Here is a 21,365-nt window from a genome sequence, read left to right on the forward strand (position 1 = left end):
CGCCAACAGCGTTAGCGCCCTTCCAATTTCGAATCTGATTTAGAACAGCCCCATCTGTGGTGCAGATAACTGCTCGAAGTCTGTGCCAATGAACGGCAAAATAGCGTCCGCGATCGGTTTTAGCTGTTTATCAATATAATGCTGATAGTCGATAGGGCTATTACGGTACTCATGCGGTTCTGGTCCGTTAACAGTGATCAAATATTCAATTCGACCACGGTTTTGATACTGCAGTGGTCTGCCTAATTTAGCATTGATGTCATCGGCTAAGCGCGCAGCGCGTACTTGTGGCGGAATGTTCTTTTGGTATTCGTGCAGCTTGCGACGTAAGCGTTTTTGATAAACCAATTGATCATCAAACTCGCCACTATTGGTTTTTTCAACCATCTCTCGTACGTAATCACTCGGATCTTCACCATGGAAAATCATTTGGTACAAGGTGTTTTGGAAACGCTGCGCCAGCGGTGTCCAGTCGGTGCGTGCGCTCTCTAACCCTTTAAAGATGATACGTTCTTTTTCACCTTCACCAATCAGACCAGCGTAGCGTTTCTTTGAGCCAGTTTCTGCGCCTCGAATAGTCGGCATCAAGAACTTGCGATAATGGGTTTCGTATTCTAGCTCAAGAATCGAATTGAGATTGTATTCATCACGAAGGTGATCACCCCACCATTGATTAATGTATTCGACCAGTTCAATACCAATCTTATCGGCATCTGCTTGGCTATACGGACCATTTAACGACACAAAAGTTGAATCGGTATCGCCATAAATCACTTGATAGCCTTTGGCTTCGATCAGCACCTTGGTTTGCTTCATAATTTCGTGCCCACGCATGGTGATGCTTGAAGCAAGGCGGGTATCAAAGAAACGACAACCGGAAGAACCAAGCACGCCATAGAAAGAGTTCATGATGATTTTGATAGCTTGCGAGAAGGCTTTCTCATTGTTCTTCTTTGCGACGTCGCGGGCTGCCCAGAGCTTTTCGATCATCTCGGGTAGAAAGTGTTTCGAGCGATGGAACTGACCACCACGAAATCCCGGTACCGCTTCATCTTCTGCTTTGCCGATTTCAAGCTGTAAGCCCTCGACCAAACCCATAGGGTCAATCAAGAATGAGCGAATAATAGAGGGGTAAAGACTCTTAAAATCGAGCACTAATACGGAATCGTAAAGGTTCGGGATAGAGTCCATCACATAGCCCCCTGGGCTGGCGATCCAGTTTTCTGGATGCAGGTTTGGGGCAACATAGCCTGCTCGGTGGATTTGAGGCAGATACAAATTGGTAAATGCGGCCACTGACCCCCCAACGCGGTCTAATTCCACACCTGTTAGGCGGGAGCGTTCTATCGCGAAGTCGAGTAGATGAGTGTGGTCAAAAATCTTGTTAACCAACACACAATCTTGCAAGTTGTATTTAGCGAGAGACGGCTTGTCTGAACGGTACATGCGATTGATTTCATCCATTCTGTCATGCACGTTATGAATTTCTTTACCTTCGCCAAGGAGTTCTTGTGAAACAGACTCAAGTGACCAAGAACGGAAATGGTAGGTCGCGGTTTTGAGCGTATCGATACCATCCAGCACAACACGACCAGGAATAGAGATAAAGCCCTGTTGGCTTTGTGCTGAGCTGCGGAAGAAACTTGGCTGGTCTGCACGACCTAATATCAGCTTCATGTTATGCCACTCTGCGCGCTTATGCAGCAGACGGAAATCGAAGTCGATAACGTTCCAACCAACAATCACATCTGGGTCAAATTGCTTAAACCACGCAATTAAAGCATCGAGCAAAGCCTTCTCATCTTTTACCCATTGAATTGGCGTCTCTGCTTGTTCCGGTTCGCCAATCATAATCACGCGTGAATCAACAGGGCTATCTAAACCAATCGAGTAGAGAATGCCTTTCTCTGAGCATTCCAAATCTAGAGAGACCACATGCAGCTTAGGTTGGTATTCACCTGTGCGACACTTTGCATTTTGAATGCGTTGGAAGCCGTTTAGTGATTGTTGGTTACCGGTAAACTCCATACTGCCTTTGATAAAGCGTTCCATCAGATAACGATCGGCAAGTCGTACATCGCCCTCGAAATGGACGATGTCGTTTTGCTTCAGTTCATCTTGTAGAGCGAATGCGTCTTTCGTGGTCTGGGTATAACACGCGGCTAAAGGAGTTAGTTGGAAGTTCTTTAACTCAAGCGAGCGTATGTCGACAGCAATTTGCTTAGAAGTGGCAAATCGCTTGGTTTGCTCTATTTGTGCTTGCTCGATAAAGAAGACAGGTCTTTCTCCTTGAATCAACAATTGGGTCGGACCATTCTCGGTCGAAAGCCAAAGCTCAATTTGAGTTTGACCTTTGATGTCTCGGGCTTGTCGAGTGAGAAGGAAGCCTTGTTGGATATTCAATAGAGAAACCTTGTAAATCAATGAAGCACGTATTCTATCATTAAGAACTGTAAAAATAACCAGTGAAATAGAGTGGTTGTATTTCGCAGGTTAAAAGGACGTGTTGCGGGAGTACAAAAGCAGAGATAACCCGCTTATGGAATAACCATTTATAGGTGATATTGCGTTTCGCTGAGCAAAGTGAAATCTAGTTGCTTGATTTATTGGAGTTTATGTTGTTAATTAGCTTGTCTTAAAATTCGGCTTTGCACAGAGCACACTCAAATAATAGAGTGGTTTATGAATAAGTTCTTGCCAAACTTTGCGTTTAAGCACATATTCATAGAAAGCAATTTTTTGTCTTATGCGTTAGTATATAGGCACTCATACTGATATCCACATTGACCAAAGTTATGTGGGTGCAGAGCCAATAAAAGTGTGGAGATACAAGTTTGATAAATGTTTTCCTTGTAGATGATCACGAGCTGGTTCGCACAGGGATACGACGTATTATTGAAGACGTCCGTGGAATGAACGTAGCAGGAGAAGCTGACAGCGGTGAAGAAGCAGTAAAATGGTGTCGCAGTAATCATGCAGACGTCGTTTTAATGGATATGAACATGCCAGGAATTGGCGGCTTGGAAGCCACTAAAAAGATTCTTCGCGTGAATCCTGATGTAAAAATCATCGTATTAACCGTTCATACGGAAAATCCGTTCCCAACTAAAGTGATGCAGGCGGGTGCTTCTGGTTACCTAACCAAAGGTGCAGGTCCTGATGAAATGGTTAACGCAATTCGTGTGGTTAACAGTGGGCAGCGTTACATCTCGCCCGAGATCGCGCAACAGATGGCATTGAGTCAATTCTCACCAGCCTCAGAAAACCCATTCAAAGACCTATCTGAACGCGAATTGCAGATCATGATGATGATCACCAAAGGGCAGAAAGTTACGGATATTTCTGAACAACTGAATTTAAGTCCAAAAACAGTCAACAGCTACCGCTACCGTCTGTTTAGCAAATTGGACATCAATGGTGACGTTGAGTTAACACACTTAGCGATCCGCCACGGAATGCTGGACACCGAGACCCTTTAGTGTGAATCAACCCTTCGATTCGGCTTCCTTTCTCAAGACAGTAACTCATCAGCCCGGCGTTTATAGAATGTACAACGCCGAGGCTGTTGTTATTTATGTCGGCAAAGCCAAAGACCTCAAAAAGCGTCTCTCCAGTTATTTTCGCAAGAAAGTCGACAGTGAGAAGACACGTGCACTCGTCAGTAATATTGCCAAGATTGACGTCACGGTGACCCATACCGAGACGGAAGCGCTCATCCTTGAGCACAACTACATCAAACAATATCTACCGAAATACAACGTACTTCTGCGTGACGATAAATCGTACCCGTACATTTTTATCAGCGGTCACAAACATCCGCGATTGTCTATGCATCGTGGTGCAAAAAAACGCAAAGGTGAATACTTTGGACCGTATCCAGATTCGGGCGCAGTGCGAGAAACCTTGCACTTATTGCAGAAAACGCTTCCTGTTCGACAGTGTGAAGACACCGTGTATTCCAACCGAACGCGCCCATGTTTGATGTATCAAATTGGTCGCTGTGCAGGTCCGTGCGTGAGCACGATTATTTCTGATGAAGAATACGACGAGCTGGTGGGGTTTGTTCGTTTGTTTTTGCAGGGTAAAGATAAACAGGTACTTGAGCAGCTTATTGAAAAGATGGAAGTGGCAAGCCAACAGCTTCGTTTTGAAGACGCAGCCAAATTCCGTGACCAGATCCAAGCGATTCGACGTGTACAAGAACAACAGTACGTTTCAGAAGACAGCATGGATGATATGGATGTACTTGGCTTTGCCCAAGAAAACGGTATTGCTTGTATCCATATTTTGATGATTCGTCAGGGTAAGGTGTTAGGCAGTCGCAGCCATTTCCCAAAGATTCCACAAAATACAAGTCAACAAGAAGTGTTTGATAGCTTCCTTACCCAATACTATTTGAGCCATAACGAGGCGCGTACCATTCCTTCTCGTATTATTTTGAATCAAGAATTGGGTGGCGATATAGAGCCTATCCAACAAGCTCTAAGTGAAGTGGCAGGTCGTAAGGTTCAGTTCCATACCTCTCCAACGGGTTCACGGGGTCGTTATCTAAAACTTTCCAATACCAATGCGCTTACTGCCATTACGACCAAAATTAATCACAAGATGACCATTAACCAACGCTTCAAAGCGCTGCGGGAAGTTTTGGGGATGGAAACTATTGCTCGAATGGAGTGTTTCGATATTTCGCATACTATGGGTGAAAGCACCATTGCCTCTTGTGTGGTTTTCAACAGTGAAGGTCCAGTTAAGCAAGAGTATCGTCGTTACAACATCACCGGAATTACTGGTGGCGATGACTACGCAGCGATGGGACAAGCATTGGAGCGTCGTTATTCGAAGCAACTCGATGTAGAGAAGATTCCTGACATTATCTTTATCGATGGTGGTAAAGGGCAGTTGAATCGAGCGCACGAAATCATTGCTCAATATTGGGGGGATTGGCCTAAGCGTCCGACCATGATCGGTATTGCGAAAGGGGTAACCCGTAAGCCAGGTCTTGAAACCTTAATTACCGTAGATGGTGATGAATTTAACTTGCCAAGCGATGCACCAGCATTGCACCTCATTCAACACATCCGAGATGAGAGCCATAACCATGCCATTGCAGGGCACAGAGCGAAACGTGGAAAAACGCGTCGTACCAGTGCTTTAGAGGGAATTGAAGGGGTTGGACCAAAACGCCGTCAAGCTTTGCTCAAATACATGGGCGGTTTACAAGAATTGAAGCGTGCAAGTGTCGAAGAAATCGCCAAAGTACCGGGAATTAGTCACTCTTTGGCAGAAATTATTTTCCAAGCATTGAAACAATAAGGAAAATCCCGCAACATTAAGCCGCAATGTGTAAGAGAATAATAAAATGCGTTTGAATATCCCGAACATTCTATCTCTACTAAGACTGTTCCTAATCCCAGTTTTCGTGGTTGTTTTCTATCTACCTTACTCTTGGGCACCGTTTGCAGCAGCAATGGTTTTCTGGGTCGCAGGTTTTACTGATTGGCTCGACGGTATGTTGGCTCGTAAGCTAGGTCAAACATCGCGTTTTGGCGCTTTCATTGACCCAGTAGCAGATAAGGTTCTGGTAGCAACAGCGTTGATTTTGATCACGGAGCATTACCACACCATTTGGGTGACTATCCCAGCTGTAACAATGATAGCGCGTGAAATCATTATCTCCGCATTGCGTGAATGGATGGCAGAAATCGGGAAACGAGCCAGCGTCGCAGTTTCTTGGGTTGGTAAAGTAAAAACGGTATCGCAAATGTTCGCTTTATGGGTACTGATTTGGCGTTACGATGATTGGATGGTGTGGCTTGGCTTTGGTGCTTTATATGTAGCAACCTTCCTGACGTACTGGTCAATGGTTCAGTACTTAGCTGCGGCGAAAGATGATCTCCTTAATGAAGAACATCATTAAAACAATCCATCACAAATAGCATTTTAAAAAGCAGGCTCTATCGCCTGCTTTTTTTCTATCTCGATTTTATGAGTGAATTTTATGTGATCTAAGTCTTGTTTTTGTTCTGTCAGCACTTGGCGATGGTTTATGGCTTTGATTATCAACACTTGAAATAGAAAATCCCCCAAAGAGATAGGGCGGTGGAGAAGCCCAATATTCATGATAAACAAGTGTATTTGGTGTGGTTTCAGTATCAAAACTAATCAATTTACCGTCTTTCGCACAAATTCTGGTCAAACGATTTAAAAAAATAAAAATAGTGTTGACTCGATCGCTCGAATCCGTAGAATGCATCCCGTACCCAAGAGAGCAAAGCTTGAAAGGGTGGTGAGAAAAGTTAAGCTTTCTTCACAAATGAGGCGCCTTGGCAGAGTGGCTATGCAGCGGATTGCAAATCCGTGGACCTCGGTTCGACTCCGGGAGGCGCCTCCATTATTCTTTTGAGAGTGAGTGACTTTCGAGAATAAATGCGACACTAGCTCAGTTGGTAGAGCGCAACCTTGCCAAGGTTGAGGTCACGAGTTCGAACCTCGTGTGTCGCTCCAAATTAAAATGATATGGCAATTAGCGGTATCAGATGGTGTTTTACTTTTCTGTAAAGGCATCACAAAGAATATTTGTGTGCCCTGGTGGTGGAATTGGTAGACACAAGGGATTTAAAATCCCTCGACGTTCGCGTTGTGCCGGTTCAAGTCCGGCCCGGGGCACCATCTCAAATCTGCGACACTAGCTCAGTTGGTAGAGCGCAACCTTGCCAAGGTTGAGGTCACGAGTTCGAACCTCGTGTGTCGCTCCAGATTTTAAAGCCCAGCATCTATGCTGGGCTTTTTCATTTCTGTTGTTTTCTTTTCTCTGAGCTTCTTCTTTCCTTCCATGCTGGCATAGATACCTCTGCCGCGTACTTTATTTATCCTGAATTTCCTTGCTCTTTACTACGCACGAAATACAGCCTCAACTAATCACCTTCAGCGTTTACTTTTCTGTCGAGTTTAAGAAGACCTTCTGCGATGCACATCAATGTTGAGGTAAAATAGTCCAGTAAAGGTTTGCTGTGATTGTGATCTCAGTCAATATGCAACCTGTGAAAAGATATTGCCAGAAGATTTTATTTTGTGATAAATTCGCGCGCAATCTCGGAGCGTATTATTACGACTTTGATTCTCTGGGGGATACGCGTAGTGACCATTCAAGCTGATTGTGACACTACGTAGGGTAGGTATCGGCAAAGCCATTTGTCGATAGACGGGATACTAGTGCTGTAAGAAACAGCATGTTAATGGGAAACCCAACATTGAAACCTTTAAACAAACACACACTAATCAGCTTCATACTGCCGAAATGTCCTGTTTTACAAAACGGGTGCATTACGGAACCTTGATTACTCTCCAATCAAAATAAAAAGTCGCGCTTGTCGTGACGGGTTATCTGTATTTGTCGTTTAGAAAATGACGAATGCGGAGGTGTATCTGTATATCCTGTTATTTAATACTAACGAGAATAAATACAGGAAAGAGAATCATTATAATTCAAGGGATTATGTAGTATGAGCACTGCCTTTGAAGTCGATAACACTATCGCAAATTACTTTTCGTCTCAGGTTCCAGTTGTTGAAGGAACGTATGATTTAACGCCTGATCAAGTTCTTATCGAACAAGCAGAGTATGAATCGGAAGTACGTTCTTACCCACGTCGCTTGCCAATCGCAATTAAACAAGCTTACGGCTGTTTGGTTGAAGATACGCGTGGTCAAATCTTTCTAGACTGTCTTGCTGGGGCGGGTACGTTGGCTCTGGGTTACAATCATCCGGAAATCAACCAAGCGCTAAAAGAGCAGTTAGATTCTGGTTTGCCGTACCAGACTCTGGATATCGCAACGTCTGCGAAAACACATTTTATTAAGTCTGTTAAAGGCTTCCTTCCTCAAGAGCTAAGCGACAACTGCGTGATTCAGTTCTGTGGTCCTTCGGGTGCGGATGCCGTTGAAGCGGCTATTAAATTAGCGAAGCAAACCACGGGTCGTAACACCATGTTTGCTTTCCGTGGAGCCTACCACGGTATGACAAATGGCACCATGGGTATGATGGGGAACTTGGGTACCAAAGCTCGCCGTACTGGATTGATGTCAGATGTGCACTTTATGCCATTCCCATACAGCCTACGCTGCCCATTTGGGCTTGGCGGTGATGAGGGTGCGAAAGCGAGCATCCGCTATATCGAGCGTCTCTTGAACGACGATGAAGCGGGTATCATGAAGCCGGCAGCGATCATTGTGGAGCCAGTCCAAGGTGAGGGTGGTGTTATTCCTGCGCCTGCATTCTGGTTACGTGAACTACGCCGTATTTGTGATGATCACGGTATCTTGTTGATCTTCGATGAAATTCAATGTGGTGTTGGTAAGTCAGGTTACAACTTCGCATTCGAAGAAGCGGGCATTGTTCCTGATATTTTATGTTTGTCTAAAGCAATCGGTGGTGGCTTACCTATGTCACTACTGGTGATCAACAAACAACACGATACATGGAAGCCAGGTGAGCACACCGGTACTTTCCGTGGTAACCAATTGGCAATGGTCTCAGGTGCAAAAGCACTAGAAATCATCCAGCGCGACAACCTTGTTGAACATGCGAACGTCGCTGGTCAGTATTTACGCTTTGGTCTTGAGAGCATTCAAAAACGCGTTAACTGTATCGCGGATGTTCGTGGCAAAGGTTTGATGCTTGGTGTTGAGATTAAGCATCCAAATGGCGAGTTGAACAAATTTGGTGAGCCTCTAGCTGATGGTCAATTGACACTTGCTATTCAACGTGCGGCGCTTGAGCGCGGCTTGATGGTTGAAAAGGGCGGTCGTGAAGGCTCTGTAATTCGCTTCCTTCCACCTCTTATTATCTCTTTTGAGCAAATCGACTTTGCGCTTCGCGTACTCGAAGAAGCGATTATTGCAGCGGGTGGCAGTCATATTGAAACTGCACCACAAGAAGAATGGAAAAAGCACTTTATTCAAACTGGTGAACTTGGTGGTGCCGAATTCGCGTCGGTTATGAATCACACTACCGCTGTAATGAAATCGGTGTTCGAACAAGTGAACGCACCATACTCTGGTATGAACCCTCAGTTGCTGGAAGCGGCGATTAATGCAGTCGATCTAGACAACAAAAATGCGTCGTTAAAGTCTGTCATCGATGAAGCTGCTGAGCTTGTTGCGAAGAATGCGATTTTCACCCAGCACCCAGATTGTATTGCGCATCTACATACCCCTCCTCTCATGCCAGCGGTTGCGGCAGAAGCCATGATTGCGGCGCTAAACCAATCTATGGATTCATGGGATCAAGCTTCCTCTGCGACTTACGTAGAGCAAAAAGTGATTAATTGGTTGTGTGACAAGTATGAGTTGGGTGAGAAGGGCGACGGCATCTTCACCAGTGGTGGTACGCAAAGCAACCAAATGGGGCTAATGTTGGCGCGAGACTGGATTGCACACAAGCTAAGCGGTCACTCAATCCAAAAGCTGGGTCTTCCTGATTACGCAGACAAACTGCGCATTGTGTGTTCTAAGAAATCACACTTCACGGTTCAAAAGTCAGCATCTTGGATGGGACTGGGTGAGAAAGCAGTGATGACCGTCGATGCGAACGCCGACGGTACAATGGACGTTACTCAGTTAGATCAGGTTCTAACACTGGCGAAATCAGAAGGTCTGATCCCATTCGCCATTGTTGGCACGGCGGGTACGACTGACCACGGCGCAATTGATGACCTTGATTTCATTGCTGATATGGCAGCGAAGCATGAGATGTGGATGCACGTTGATGGCGCTTACGGTGGCGCACTGATTCTAAGCAGTCACAAATCTCGCCTGAAAGGTGTAGAGCGTGCGCACTCTATTAGTGTCGATTTCCACAAATTGTTCTACCAAACAATCAGTTGTGGTGCGTTGCTGGTGAACGACAAGTCGAACTTTAAGTTCCTACTTCATCATGCTGACTATCTGAACCGAGAACACGATGAGCTACCAAACTTGGTGGACAAATCTATTGCAACCACGAAGCGCTTTGATGCATTGAAAGTGTTCATGACGATGCAAAACGTGGGTCCTAAAGCGCTGGGCGATATGTACGATCACCTGTTGGTACAAACTCAAGATGTTGCCGAGATGATTCGTGCACACGATCAGTTCGAGCTTTTGGCTGAGCCGGCACTTTCTACGGTTCTATTCCGCGCAACCAATGTACGCACAAACAACGCATCTGCAGATTTAGATGAACTAAACAAAGCGTTGCGTCTTGAAGCGTTGACTCGCGGTATCGCAGTTCTCGGTGAAACCATCGTTGATGGTAAGACCGCTCTTAAATTTACGATTTTGAATCCTTGTCTGACGACAGCGGACTTTGAATCTTTGCTCTTTAAAATCAACACGCTAGCAGTTGAGCTAGTTTAATAAAGGTAACGGAAAACTATGGCAGTTCTACAGATTGGTGCAGGCGGCGTTGGCTGGGTTGTTGCACATAAAGCAGCACAAAATAACGACGTTCTGGGTGATATCACAATCGCATCACGTACTATTGGTAAGTGTGAGAAGATCATCGAATCGATTCAGAAGAAAAACAACCTGAAAGATTCAGCTAAGAAACTAGAAGCGCGTGCAGTGAACGCTGACGACGTAGATTCTCTGGTTGCTCTTATTGAAGAAGTAAAACCGGATCTTGTCATCAACGCGGGTCCTCCGTGGGTTAACATGCCAATCATGGAAGCGTGTTACCGAGCAAAAGTTTCATACCTAGACACATCAGTAGCGGTTGACCTGTGTTCTGAAGGTCAGCAAGTGCCACAAGCTTACGATTGGCAATGGGGTTACCGTGAGAAGTTCGAGGAAGCGGGCATCACAGGTATCCTGGGCGCTGGTTTCGATCCAGGTGTAGTCTCGGTATTTGCAGCGTACGCTGTAAAGCATCTGTTTGACGAAATCGATACGATTGATGTAATGGATGTTAACGCGGGTGACCACGGTAAGAAGTTCGCGACCAACTTTGACCCAGAAACGAACATGCTAGAGATCCAAGGTGATTCATTCTACTGGGAAAACGAAGAGTGGAAACAAGTACCTTGTCACTCTCGTATGCTAGAGTTCGATTTCCCGAACTGTGGTTCTCACAAAGTGTACTCAATGGCGCACGATGAAGTTCGTTCGATGAAAGAATTCATCCCAGCAAAACGCATTGAATTCTGGATGGGTTTCGGTGACCGTTACCTAAACTACTTCAATGTAATGCGAGATATTGGTCTACTAAGCCCAGATCCACTAACGCTGCACGATGGTACAGTCGTTCAACCTCTGCATGTACTAAAAGCGCTATTGCCAGACCCAACATCTCTAGCACCGGGCTACACAGGTCTAACGTGTATCGGTACTTGGGTTCAAGGTAAGAAAGATGGCAAAGAGCGTAGCGTGTTTATCTACAACAACGCAGATCATGAAGTCGCGTACGAAGACGTTGAACATCAAGCGATCTCTTACACGACAGGTGTTCCTGCGATCACAGCAGCGCTGCAATTCTTCCGTGGTAAATGGGCTGACAAAGGCGTGTTCAACATGGAACAGCTAGACCCAGATCCGTTCCTAGAAACAATGCCAACAATTGGTCTAGATTGGCATGTTCAGGAATTAGAAGCAGGTCAGGGGCTTCCAGTTATCCACGAACTGAACAAGTAAGGCACTTACACTAACGATTTCTTTTTATCGTGTTTTGAGGTGTGCGCGTTAATTGTTACAAACAACGCGTGCATCCTAAACTCGATTAGAAGTTTTAGTGCAAGCTGCGCTTATTTGAATCATCAATCTAAGCCGGTGCGATCGCATCGGCTTTGTTCGGTTTTATAGTTCCTTCATTTTTATGAGGGGATCTAAGGTATTAACATGCAACAAAACGAACTTAAAACCCCATACTTCATGATCAATGAAGACAAATTGATTGAGAATCTAGAGAAGGCAAAACAGCTAAAAGATATCTCTGGTGTGAAGTTAGTGTTGGCACTGAAGTGTTTCTCGACATGGGGTGTATTCGACATTATCAAGCCTTACTTAGACGGTACAACCAGCTCTGGTCCTTTTGAAGTGAAGCTTGGTTATGAAACCTTTGGTGGAGAGACTCATGCTTACAGTGTTGGCTACAGCGAGGATGACGTACGTGAAGTAGCAGATATCTGCGACAAGATGATTTTTAACTCTCAGTCGCAGTTAGCAGCTTACCGCCATATTGTTGAAGGTAAAGCGTCGATTGGTTTGCGTCTAAACCCGGGTGTAAGCTATGCAGGTCAAGACTTGGCGAACCCTGCACGTCAGTTTTCTCGTCTAGGCGTACAAGCTGACCACATCAAGCCGGAAATTTTCGATGGCATTGATGGTGTGATGTTCCACATGAACTGTGAGAACAAAGATGTGGACGCATTCATCAGTCTGTTGGATTCGATCTCAGAGCAGTTTGGCGAGTATCTCGATAAGCTGGATTGGGTTAGCATGGGCGGCGGCGTGTTCTTTACGTGGCCGGGCTACGATATCGAAAAGCTGGGGCTTGCACTGAAAGCTTTCTCTGAAAAGCACGGCGTACAAATGTACCTAGAGCCGGGTGAGGCAATCATCACTAAAACGACGGATCTTGTCGTGACTGTGGTAGACATTGTTGAGAACGTGAAGAAGACTGCGATTGTGGATTCAGCAACTGAAGCACACCGCTTAGATACTTTGATTTATAACGAGCCAGCATCGATTCTTGAAGCAGCAGAAAATGGTGCACATGAATACGTCATTGGCTCGTGCTCTTGTTTAGCTGGTGATCAGTTCTGTGTGGCGAACTTTGAGCAACCACTGGAGATCGGACAGCGTCTGCACATTCTAGATAGTGCGGGTTACACCATGGTGAAACTGAACTGGTTTAACGGTCTACGTATGCCGTCGGTATACTGTGAACGTTCAAATGGTGAAATTCAAAAGCTGAACGAATTTGATTATTCAGACTTCAAACGTTCTCTGTCTCAATGGACAGTGAAGTAATCACCTTTTCATTTGATTGAACGTAAAAAGAGCAGCGATGAGCTGCTCTTTTTTATTATGCATTGCTTCGGTTTACCGAGTGCTTTGGGCTTAAGATCAGCTTTCGACAATCACACGAGTATCTTCGCTGAGCGATTCTAACTCATTCGCTACATCATCAATTTCCAGTTCACTCGGCAACTTGATTGCCATCTTAGCGCTAAACAAGCTTGAACTTACACCTCCGCCACCGGCGATAAACACTCGTTGACAGTCCATGTCTAAAATCGAAATGCCTTGTCCATCGAGCACGTGGGTGATTTCGTTGACGATGCCTGCACGATCATTGGCGTCCAGACGAAGCTGAAAGACCGTATCTTCGCGGTGAGAGTGAGGCTCGGAATCAACGAATTTTACGATGAGGGTTTGGCAAGCAGAGAACGCCTCTTTCACTGTGTTGGCATTTTCCTCTGGTAGCTCGATTTTGATCACGCCGGCAACCTGATCCTCAATAAAGTTCACTTTACTGATCAGCCATTTGCCTTCGTTTTCATGGGTAACCGCTGCAAGCTGTTTGATGGTCGCTGGTGATGCCTGACCGACGAAATTAACGATAAACACAGTGTTCATAATGGTCCCCTCCCGGAATAAGGTTTGGACGCGGCACGGTTAGACGTATCGCTATAGTTATTTGAGCTTAAGGTTTAAAACTTAAGTTATTGGAATTAGTCCTTAAATTCAGTGTAGGTGCTGGAGGAGGGTTAGGTTTGATAAAGGTCAATTTTTGACGCTAATTCGTGATGCAAATAATAAAAACTATGCTTGGGGCACAAAAAAAGCAGCCCTCAGGCTGCTATTTAACAGTTTGGTTTTAGAAGGTGACCTTCATTTCAAAACCGTAGAAGACGTTATCGTAGCTTGCGCCGGAATCCATCGCAAACTTCGCTGCGTCTTGGTTGCCAAACCAAGGTGATGAACTGAATTGGAATTCTGCGCTACCGCCCCATGCATCTGATACCCAGTAGTGAATGTGTCCGACTGGATTGAGGAAGAATAGAGAAACGTCCCCAACGGTTTCTGAGCCCATTACTTCACCACCATTGGCAACGATGTCTTGTTCCGCTGTTAGCATCATTTCACCCACTACAGCACCAAAGAATGGAGTAATAAACAAGTCCTGCCATGATGGGATTTCAGCAAAAGCTTCTACACCGTATTCCCAGAAGAACGTCGACATGGTCGCAGAATACAAGAAGGATTCAAATTCGTTATAGCCAGCGTGGCGCGCAGCCGTATAGTAAACACCACCGAAGTAAGGGTGCATGACGTAGTTTAGAAAGTGCTCATCTCGGTCCCATACTGGACCGCTTGAAACGTTGTCTTTCCACTTGCTACCTAGCTTACTCATGTCACGATCTTCTTCGTCCCATTTTGTAATGCTCTCAGGCAATAAAGTCATCAAACCTACCGTAGCCACACTCAAACCAAGAATGGTGTAAGTTTGACCCATGAGATAGTCCCAATCTTTGTCTTTTGGCACGATCATATGCTTCGGTTGAAGGCCTGCGTCGAGATTTAAAGAATCATCGTTATCAAGTCCCATCGCAAAGCGACGATTTTGTGGCTCGAAGCTATACAGAGTGGTCGTTTCGCAGTAACCTGACAGGCAATCAGGCGTGTAAGAGAACTCAATATGGTTACTCATATCGTACTGGCTTGCATTTGCGGTAGCAGATGCCGTCAGAACAAGACCACTTAGAGTTTTCTTGAACATGGATGATTTTGACACGAAGGTCTCCGAGTTGTTGGTTTGATGATCGGGCTCACAATTATCCCTTAAAAGAACAGCCATTTAAATACTTGACCTACATTTAATCTCAACAAATTAACTATGAGATTAGTCCAATAAAATGAAAACGATATAGGCACAATGTCGAAAAAATGTGGATTTTGCCTATTTTCAGGAGTCAGTTGTGAAAATTGCTATGCTAAGTACCGGTGAAGAGGTCCTTCACGGTGATATTGTTGATACAAATGCAGCTTGGCTGTCGAGCTTATTTTATCAACATGGATTTGGCTTAACGAAGCGCTCGACCGTTGGTGATAAACAATCGAGTTTGATTGAAGAGTTTTTGATGCTCAGCTTCAATAATGACGTGGTGATCGTGAATGGTGGTTTAGGACCAACCACAGATGACATGAGCGCAGCGGCAGCAGCGAAAGCAGCAGATTGCAAATTAGTGTTATTTAAAGACTGGTTAGCACACCTAGAGGCGATGTATGCCCGTCGTGGTATCCCAATGCCGGATAGCAATCTCAAGCAAGCTATGTTACCGGAAACGGCACAAATTGTTGATAATCCGATTGGCACGGCTTGTGGCTTTAAAATGCTGATCAATGATGCGGTGTTCTATTTCACCCCAGGTGTACCAAGTGAATTTAAGTTAATGGCAGAGACGCAAATTCTGCCAGATTTGAAAAAACTCTTCCCTGAAGTAGAAAGTGCATCTTGTAGCCGAATTTATACGTTTGGTCTGTCTGAATCTGGTATATCGGACAAGCTTGACCAAATGAAGCTTCCGCCTGGTTATGAGTTGGGTTATCGCTCTTACTTACCCTTTATCGAAGTGAAACTGTTTGGTCCATCTCAGCATGTTGAGCAACGCATGAAGTTGATGCAGATGATCCATAAGCACCTTGAAACCAATTCTGTAAGTGTCGATGTACCTATGGTTGAACATGTCGGTCAGCTACTAACAGATAAAGCGCTGACACTATCGGTGTCGGAGAAAAGCAGTGCAGGGTATTTAACGTATTGGCTAAATAGTGATGAAAAAGTCGCTGAGCAATTCGGTCACGGTTGGGTTCTATCAGGAAACAATCAAACCATTGCAGATGAAGGGGACCCACTAGCAGCGACGTTTGCTCTAGCTGGTGCGACACGTGAAAAGTGCGCCACCGACTTGGCTTTAGTTACGGGAAAAATGGAAGAAGGCATTTTCTCTGTTGCTCTTTCCACGTCAACAGGAGAGTGGGGCGCCCTATACAAACTTTCAAGAAAATATCAGCAAGATGATCAGGTTAAAGTCATCAGTGCTGCGGCACTGGATATGCTACGCCGTTATCTAGAACGCAAGCCGATGTCGGCTCAATACGCATTCTTGGAAAAGATGAAAGAAATGCACATTCCGAGCAGTGCTCTTTAAAAGGATGTCGAGCTGTTTAGATAGTAAAAGTAGACAGTAAAAATAAATAGTAAAAAGCCAAGGCGATTGCCTTGGCTTTTTTGTACTGGCTGGTGGCGTTTATGCGCGTTTTTCTTTCATCGCGTAATTCACACCACTGAGCGAAATTTCGGATTTCGCTTTGCAAATACAAGGCAGAATTTCGTCTGGCTGAGTATACGCCATTGCAAAACCAACATACTCCACGTCACCTGATTCCAATTTACAGCGACATGCACCACAGTGTCCGTCGCGGCAATTGTATTCAGGCAGTAAGCCCGCTTGCTCCATCGTCTCCAAAATTGTGTTAGATGGATTAGACTCAATGCTAACGAGTTTGTTGATTTTGATGCTTGGCATTACAGCTCAAATCCTTCGAAGTCGTCTGCACTTACTTCATTGTCAATCTGACCAACAAGGTAAGAAGAGATTTCTGCTTCCTGCGGTGCAACTTGAACGTTATCCGATGACAACCAAGCGTTAATCCATGGGATAGGGTTTGAAGTTGCTTCAGGGTATGCTGCTGGTAGACCTACCGCTTGCATACGAATGTTCGTAATGTATTCAACGTATTGGCTAAGGATATCTTTATTTAGACCAATCATTGAACCATCTTTAAATAGGTATTCAGCCCATTCTTTCTCTTGCTCTGCCGCTTCTTTGAATAGGTCAAAACAGTCTTGTTTTGCTTCTTCAGCGATTTGCATGAAAGAGAAGTCATCTTGACCGTTACGTAGCAGGTTGATCATATGCTGAGTACCGTTCAAGTGAAGCGCTTCATCACGAGCGATGAGCTTGATGATTTTCGCGTTACCTTCCATAAGCTCACGTTCAGCGAAAGCAAATGAACATGCGAAACTTACGTAGAAGCGGATTGCTTCTAGTGCGTTCACTGACATCAAACAGACGTACAATTTCTTCTTCAGATCGTACAGGCTAACTTTAACCGTTTCACCGTTAAGAACGTGTTCGCCTTCACCGTAGCGGTGATAGTCGTTTGTCGCTTGGATCAGGTCATCGTAGTAATGCGCGATGTCTTTCGCACGCTTAAGGATGTGCTCGTTTTCTACGATGTCATCGAATACCACACTTGGATCATTCACGATATTACGGATGATGTGCGTGTAAGAACGAGAGTGGATCGTCTCAGAGAACGACCAAGTCTCGATCCAAGTTTCTAGCTCAGGTAGAGAAACCAGAGGAAGTAGCGCAACGTTCGGGCTACGACCTTGAATTGAGTCAAGCAGCGTTTGGTACTTCAGGTTTGAGATGAAGATGTGCTTCTCATGGTCAGGTAGCTTGTTGTAATCAATACGGTCGCTAGATACATCAACTTCTTCTGGACGCCAGAAGAAAGACAATTGCTTTTCGATAAGCTTTTCGAAGATCTCGAATTTTTGCTGGTCGTAACGAGCTACGTTCACTGATTGACCAAGGAACATTGGTTCCTTCAGTTGGTCATTTTTGTTCTGGTTAAAAGTACTGTAAGCCATAATGCCTCAATTCCTTTTAGACCTCCCCAAGCGGGGAGGCGTTCGATTGTTTGTTACTACGAATTGTTTAAGTGGGGGAGATTAAATCTTACAACCGCCGCCTGCACAATCGTCATCTTGTGGTTGAACTGCGTCTTTCTGGTCGTCTTTCGCACCGTCACGAGTGTTATGGTAGTAAAGCGTCTTCACACCAAACTTGTAAGCAGTCAGAAGGTCTTGAAGAAGTTTCTTCATTGGCACCTTACCGCTCTCATAACCAGAAGGATCGTAGTTTGTGTTCGCAGAGATCGCTTGGTCAACGAACTTCTGCATAATGCCCACAAGGTGTAGGTAACCGTCGTTAGAACCGATGTTCCAAAGCAGTTCATAGTTGTCTTTAAGCTCAGCGAAATCTGGCACAACTTGTTTCAAGATACCGTCTTTCGACGCTTTAACAGACACGAAACCACGTGGCGGCTCAATACCGTTTGTTGCGTTAGAGATCTGAGAAGATGTCTCAGAAGGCATTAGCGCAGTCAGTGTTGAGTTACGCAGACCGTGTTCCATGATTTCTTGACGTAGGCTGTCCCAATCGTAGTGCAGCTCTTCGTCACAAATTAGGTCAACGTCTTTCTTGTAAGTGTCGATAGGCAGTAGACCTTTCGCGTAGTTCGTTTCGTTAAACGAAGGACACTTACCTTGCTCTTTCGCAAGCGCAACAGAGGCTTTCAATAGGTAGTATTGAATCGCTTCAAATGTACGGTGAGTTAGACCGTTTGCGCTGCCGTCAGAGTACTTAACGCCATTCTTCGCTAGGTAGTATGCGAAGTTGATAACACCAACACCCAGCGTACGACGGTTCATTGTCGATTTGTATGCAGCTGGTAGTGGGTAATCTTGATAATCAAGCAGTGCATCTAGCGCACGAACAACAAGCTCAGACAGTTCTTCGAAGTCATCCAGAGACTTGATTGCACCAAGGTTAAACGCAGACAGTGTACATAGCGCGATTTCGCCCGAGTCATCTTCAACGTTAGTTAGTGGCTTGGTTGGCAGCGCGATTTCCAAACATAGGTTTGATTGACGAACTGGTGCTACTTCTGAATCGAACGGGCTGTGCGTATTACAGTGGTCTACGTTCTGAATGTAAATACGACCAGTTGATGCGCGCTCTTGCATTAGAAGAGTGAACATTTCAATCGCTTTAACGGTCTCTTTTTTGATTGAAGGATCGTTTTCGTATTTCACGTATAGACGCTCGAATTCTTCTTGATTTTCAAAGAATGCGTCGTACAGACCTGGTACGTCAGATGGTGAGAATAGCGTGATGTTGCCACCTTCCACTAGGCGTTGATACATCAGTTTGTTCAACTGAACACCGTAGTCCATGTGACGAACACGGTTCTCTTCAACACCACGGTTGTTCTTAAGAACCATTAGCGAGCGCGCTTCACCGTGCCATAGTGGGTAGAACACAGTTGCTGCACCACCACGAACACCACCTTGAGAACAGCACTTAACTGCTGTTTGGAAGTATTTGTAGAACGGGATACAACCTGTATGGAATGCTTCACCACCACGGATCTCAGAACCTAGTGCACGGATACGACCAGCGTTGATACCGATACCAGCACGTTGAGAAACGTAACGTACGATTGAACTTGCTGTTGCGTTGATAGAATCTAGGCTATCACCACACTCGATCAGCACACATGAGCTGAACTGACGAGTAGGGGTACGTACACCAGACATGATTGGTGTAGGTAGAGAAATCTTAAATGTCGATGTCGCATCGTAGAAACGTTTGATGTAGTCAAGACGCGTTTCTTTCGGGTAGTTAGCGAACAAGCAAGCAGACACTAGAATGTAAAGGAACTGAGCACTTTCGTAGATTTCACCCGATACACGGTTTTGAACGAAGTACTTACCTTCTAGTTGTTTTACAGCAGCGTAAGAGAAATCAAGGTCGCGCTTGTGATCGATGTAAGCATCAAGCTCGTCCAATTCAGCTTTTGTGTAGTCTTCTAGGATGTGTTGGTCGTACTTACCCATATCAACAAGACGAGCTACGTGGTTGTAAAGCGTTGGCGGCTCATATTGACCGTATGCTTTCTTACGTAGGTGGAATACCGCTAGGCGAGCAGCTAGGTATTGGTAATCCGGTGTTTCTTCTGAAATCAAATCTGCAGCAGACTTGATGATAGTCTCGTGGATATCTGTCGTCGTAATGCCGTCGTAAAACTGGATGTGAGCACGTAGTTCTACTTGTGATACCGATACGTTGTTCAGGCCTTCTGCAGCCCAAGTAATAACGCGATGGATTTTCTCCAGATCGATAGTTTCTTTGCGGCCATCACGTTTAGTGACGGTAAGTTGTTGGTTCATTCTGCTTTATTTCCCTAAGAAAACTGATAAAAGCCGTATTTTTGTTTGTTTATGTGCAAAACTTGTAAAATTTGCGGCGGCTTTGTGATCAAAGTCTATCTATATATTGTAGTCGAAACACAAGATATAGGGGTTCATTTGTTTGCGAGTTACAAGATAGTGCTGTTACCCCAATTTTTCAAGGCACAGGTTTGGGATGACTTGTGGATAACTAACAAAATAAAAAAAAACAGTAAGTGAACACTAACCGATGAGAAAAGGGCTGACTTGAATGGGGAAAAATACGTTTTTTAAATCGGTTCATAAATAACCGCATGTAAAAATATTTTCCTTGATCTTTGACAGTTTTTGTTTGTTAAAAATAGTTTGGTCAAAATGGAATCTAGAGCACTTTTTTTCGACAGAAATTGACAAAAAAAGCGGCGCATCTATGCTACCGCTTTTTCTCAATCTTGATGCTCGTTTTTTGCTTAAGCGTCAATCGAACCATCAATATCTTGTAGTATGAACGATGTAGTTTACATCCACATTACGACCAAGTTTGTAGCTATCGTTGAGTGGGTTGTAATGTAAGCCTGTGATACCCATCTCGGTAAGGTCTGTCTGGTCAATCATCTTCATCATTTCACCAGGTTTGATGAACTTCTCATGATCGTGTGTACCTTCTGGCACAATCTTAAGCAACTTCTCTGCACCCACAATGGCAAATAGGTAAGATTTGATATTACGGTTCAAGGTAGAGAAGAAAACGTGACCGCCAGGTTTGACCAATGCAGCACAAGAACGAATCACTGAAAGTGGATCTGGAACGTGTTCAAGCATTTCCATACAAGTGACAACGTCATAGATTCCTGCATTTTCTGCTGCGTGGTCTTCAATCGTGCTTTGGATGTAAGTCAACTTAGTGCCAGTCTCAAGTGCATGCAGGCGAGCGACCTCAAGAGGCTCTTTACCCATATCCAAACCAGTAACTACTGCACCTTCTTTAGCCATGCTCTCAGCTAGGATGCCACCACCACAGCCAACATCGAGCACTTTTTTACCAAATAAGCCGTCTGCTTTCTCTAGGACATAGTTCAAGCGAAGCGGGTTAATTTGATGAAGTGGCTTGAACTCGCCTTCTAAATCCCACCAACGAGAAGCCATCTCTTCGAATTTCTTAATTTCACTTGGGTCGACGTTTTGTGCTTTAGTCATGATTGTTATATCGCTTCGCTAATAGTCCTTTGGAAGGCGAGATTATACTCCAATGGTACGATACGTTAAAACTGGTTCTTTTCTCACAATCGCTACAGGAGAGA

General features: G+C 44.8%; 14 protein-coding genes and 4 tRNA genes. 11 read left to right on the plus strand and 7 right to left on the minus strand.

Going from position 1 to position 21,365, the window contains the following annotated elements:
- Window positions 1-39 precede the first annotated feature (39 nt).
- A complete protein-coding gene (locus OH463_RS15300; RefSeq protein ID WP_038898625.1) occupies window positions 40-2,403 on the minus strand; it encodes a DNA polymerase II in 2,364 nt (787 codons plus the stop codon).
- Between the two features lie 431 nt (window positions 2,404-2,834).
- Between OH463_RS15300 and uvrY the strand changes: the two genes are divergently transcribed.
- The 10 genes from uvrY (at window position 2,835) to nspC (ending at window position 13,004) form a co-directional block, all read left to right on the plus strand.
- Window positions 2,835-3,479 carry a UvrY/SirA/GacA family response regulator transcription factor gene (gene uvrY, locus OH463_RS15305; RefSeq protein WP_005434947.1) on the plus strand — a complete coding sequence of 215 codons (645 nt, stop codon included), beginning with the start codon at window positions 2,835-2,837 and terminating at the stop codon, window positions 3,477-3,479.
- A 1-nt stretch (window position 3,480) separates the two neighbouring features.
- On the plus strand, window positions 3,481-5,313 hold the full coding sequence (uvrC, locus tag OH463_RS15310; protein ID WP_026138235.1) for an excinuclease ABC subunit UvrC: 1,833 nt from the start codon (window positions 3,481-3,483) through the stop codon (window positions 5,311-5,313).
- A 46-nt stretch (window positions 5,314-5,359) separates the two neighbouring features.
- Window positions 5,360-5,917: a CDP-diacylglycerol--glycerol-3-phosphate 3-phosphatidyltransferase gene (gene pgsA, locus OH463_RS15315; RefSeq protein WP_005445072.1), complete on the plus strand. Its 558-nt coding sequence runs from the start codon at window positions 5,360-5,362 to the stop codon at window positions 5,915-5,917.
- 400 nt (window positions 5,918-6,317) lie between these two features.
- Window positions 6,318-6,391: transfer RNA gene (locus OH463_RS15320), tRNA-Cys, on the plus strand.
- Window positions 6,392-6,428: 37 nt separating this feature from the next.
- Window positions 6,429-6,504: transfer RNA gene (locus OH463_RS15325), tRNA-Gly, on the plus strand.
- Between the two features lie 78 nt (window positions 6,505-6,582).
- Window positions 6,583-6,669 (plus strand) — tRNA-Leu (locus OH463_RS15330).
- A 10-nt stretch (window positions 6,670-6,679) separates the two neighbouring features.
- Window positions 6,680-6,755, plus strand: a tRNA-Gly gene (locus tag OH463_RS15335).
- A 747-nt stretch (window positions 6,756-7,502) separates the two neighbouring features.
- Window positions 7,503-10,394, plus strand: coding sequence for a pyridoxal phosphate-dependent class III aminotransferase (locus OH463_RS15340; protein WP_269991546.1), 2,892 nt, complete (start codon window positions 7,503-7,505; stop codon window positions 10,392-10,394).
- A gap of 18 nt (window positions 10,395-10,412) precedes the next feature.
- Window positions 10,413-11,666 carry a carboxynorspermidine synthase gene (locus OH463_RS15345; RefSeq protein ID WP_005445078.1) on the plus strand — a complete coding sequence of 418 codons (1,254 nt, stop codon included), beginning with the start codon at window positions 10,413-10,415 and terminating at the stop codon, window positions 11,664-11,666.
- Between the two features lie 204 nt (window positions 11,667-11,870).
- Window positions 11,871-13,004 (plus strand): carboxynorspermidine decarboxylase, encoded by a 1,134-nt coding sequence (nspC, locus tag OH463_RS15350; protein WP_005445080.1) that lies wholly within the window; start codon window positions 11,871-11,873, stop codon window positions 13,002-13,004.
- A 96-nt stretch (window positions 13,005-13,100) separates the two neighbouring features.
- Here nspC and OH463_RS15355 read toward each other — a convergent pair whose 3' ends face one another.
- Both OH463_RS15355 and OH463_RS15360 read right to left on the minus strand, forming a co-directional pair.
- Window positions 13,101-13,613 carry a glycine cleavage system protein R gene (locus OH463_RS15355; protein WP_005445081.1) on the minus strand — a complete coding sequence of 171 codons (513 nt, stop codon included), beginning with the start codon at window positions 13,611-13,613 and terminating at the stop codon, window positions 13,101-13,103.
- Window positions 13,614-13,854: 241 nt separating this feature from the next.
- Window positions 13,855-14,757, minus strand: a complete 903-nt coding sequence (locus OH463_RS15360) for a DUF3943 domain-containing protein (protein WP_005445090.1) — start codon at window positions 14,755-14,757, stop codon at window positions 13,855-13,857.
- A gap of 199 nt (window positions 14,758-14,956) precedes the next feature.
- On the opposite strand from OH463_RS15360, the gene OH463_RS15365 reads away from it, so the two are divergent.
- Complete coding sequence (locus OH463_RS15365; RefSeq protein WP_269991547.1) at window positions 14,957-16,189, plus strand: CinA family nicotinamide mononucleotide deamidase-related protein; 1,233 nt, start codon at window positions 14,957-14,959, stop codon at window positions 16,187-16,189.
- Window positions 16,190-16,288: 99 nt separating this feature from the next.
- Here OH463_RS15365 and yfaE read toward each other — a convergent pair whose 3' ends face one another.
- The 4 genes from yfaE to ubiG all read right to left on the minus strand — a co-directional run bounded on the left by yfaE (window position 16,289) and on the right by ubiG (window position 21,261).
- On the minus strand, window positions 16,289-16,567 hold the full coding sequence (gene yfaE, locus OH463_RS15370) for a class I ribonucleotide reductase maintenance protein YfaE (protein ID WP_005445095.1): 279 nt from the start codon (window positions 16,565-16,567) through the stop codon (window positions 16,289-16,291).
- A complete protein-coding gene (nrdB, locus tag OH463_RS15375) occupies window positions 16,567-17,700 on the minus strand; it encodes a class Ia ribonucleoside-diphosphate reductase subunit beta (RefSeq protein ID WP_005445097.1) in 1,134 nt (377 codons plus the stop codon). Before nrdB ends, yfaE begins: the two co-directional genes overlap by 1 nt.
- An 81-nt stretch (window positions 17,701-17,781) precedes the next feature.
- Window positions 17,782-20,064, minus strand: a complete 2,283-nt coding sequence (gene nrdA, locus OH463_RS15380) for a class 1a ribonucleoside-diphosphate reductase subunit alpha (RefSeq protein WP_005445098.1) — start codon at window positions 20,062-20,064, stop codon at window positions 17,782-17,784.
- A gap of 489 nt (window positions 20,065-20,553) precedes the next feature.
- Window positions 20,554-21,261 (minus strand): bifunctional 2-polyprenyl-6-hydroxyphenol methylase/3-demethylubiquinol 3-O-methyltransferase UbiG, encoded by a 708-nt coding sequence (gene ubiG, locus OH463_RS15385; RefSeq protein WP_050933011.1) that lies wholly within the window; start codon window positions 21,259-21,261, stop codon window positions 20,554-20,556.
- Between the last annotated feature and the right edge of the window lie 104 nt (window positions 21,262-21,365).

This window comes from Vibrio sp. NFR, assembly GCF_027587095.1.
GTDB lineage: Bacteria > Pseudomonadota > Gammaproteobacteria > Enterobacterales > Vibrionaceae > Vibrio > Vibrio harveyi.

Excerpts from the sequence above, each read along its gene's own strand:
- OH463_RS15355 (WP_005445081.1), bottom strand. The coding sequence starts at position 13,613 with ATGAACACTGTGTTTATCGTTAATTTCGTCGGTCAGGCATCACCAGCG.
- nrdA (WP_005445098.1), bottom strand. The coding sequence starts at position 20,064 with ATGAACCAACAACTTACCGTCACTAAACGTGATGGCCGCAAAGAAACT.
- nspC (WP_005445080.1), top strand. The coding sequence starts at position 11,871 with ATGCAACAAAACGAACTTAAAACCCCATACTTCATGATCAATGAAGAC.
- OH463_RS15340 (WP_269991546.1), top strand. The coding sequence starts at position 7,503 with ATGAGCACTGCCTTTGAAGTCGATAACACTATCGCAAATTACTTTTCG.
- pgsA (WP_005445072.1), top strand. The coding sequence starts at position 5,360 with ATGCGTTTGAATATCCCGAACATTCTATCTCTACTAAGACTGTTCCTA.
- OH463_RS15360 (WP_005445090.1), bottom strand. The coding sequence starts at position 14,757 with ATGTTCAAGAAAACTCTAAGTGGTCTTGTTCTGACGGCATCTGCTACC.
- yfaE (WP_005445095.1), bottom strand. The coding sequence starts at position 16,567 with ATGCCAAGCATCAAAATCAACAAACTCGTTAGCATTGAGTCTAATCCA.
- nrdB (WP_005445097.1), bottom strand. The coding sequence starts at position 17,700 with ATGGCTTACAGTACTTTTAACCAGAACAAAAATGACCAACTGAAGGAA.
- ubiG (WP_050933011.1), bottom strand. The coding sequence starts at position 21,261 with ATGACTAAAGCACAAAACGTCGACCCAAGTGAAATTAAGAAATTCGAA.
- OH463_RS15345 (WP_005445078.1), top strand. The coding sequence starts at position 10,413 with ATGGCAGTTCTACAGATTGGTGCAGGCGGCGTTGGCTGGGTTGTTGCA.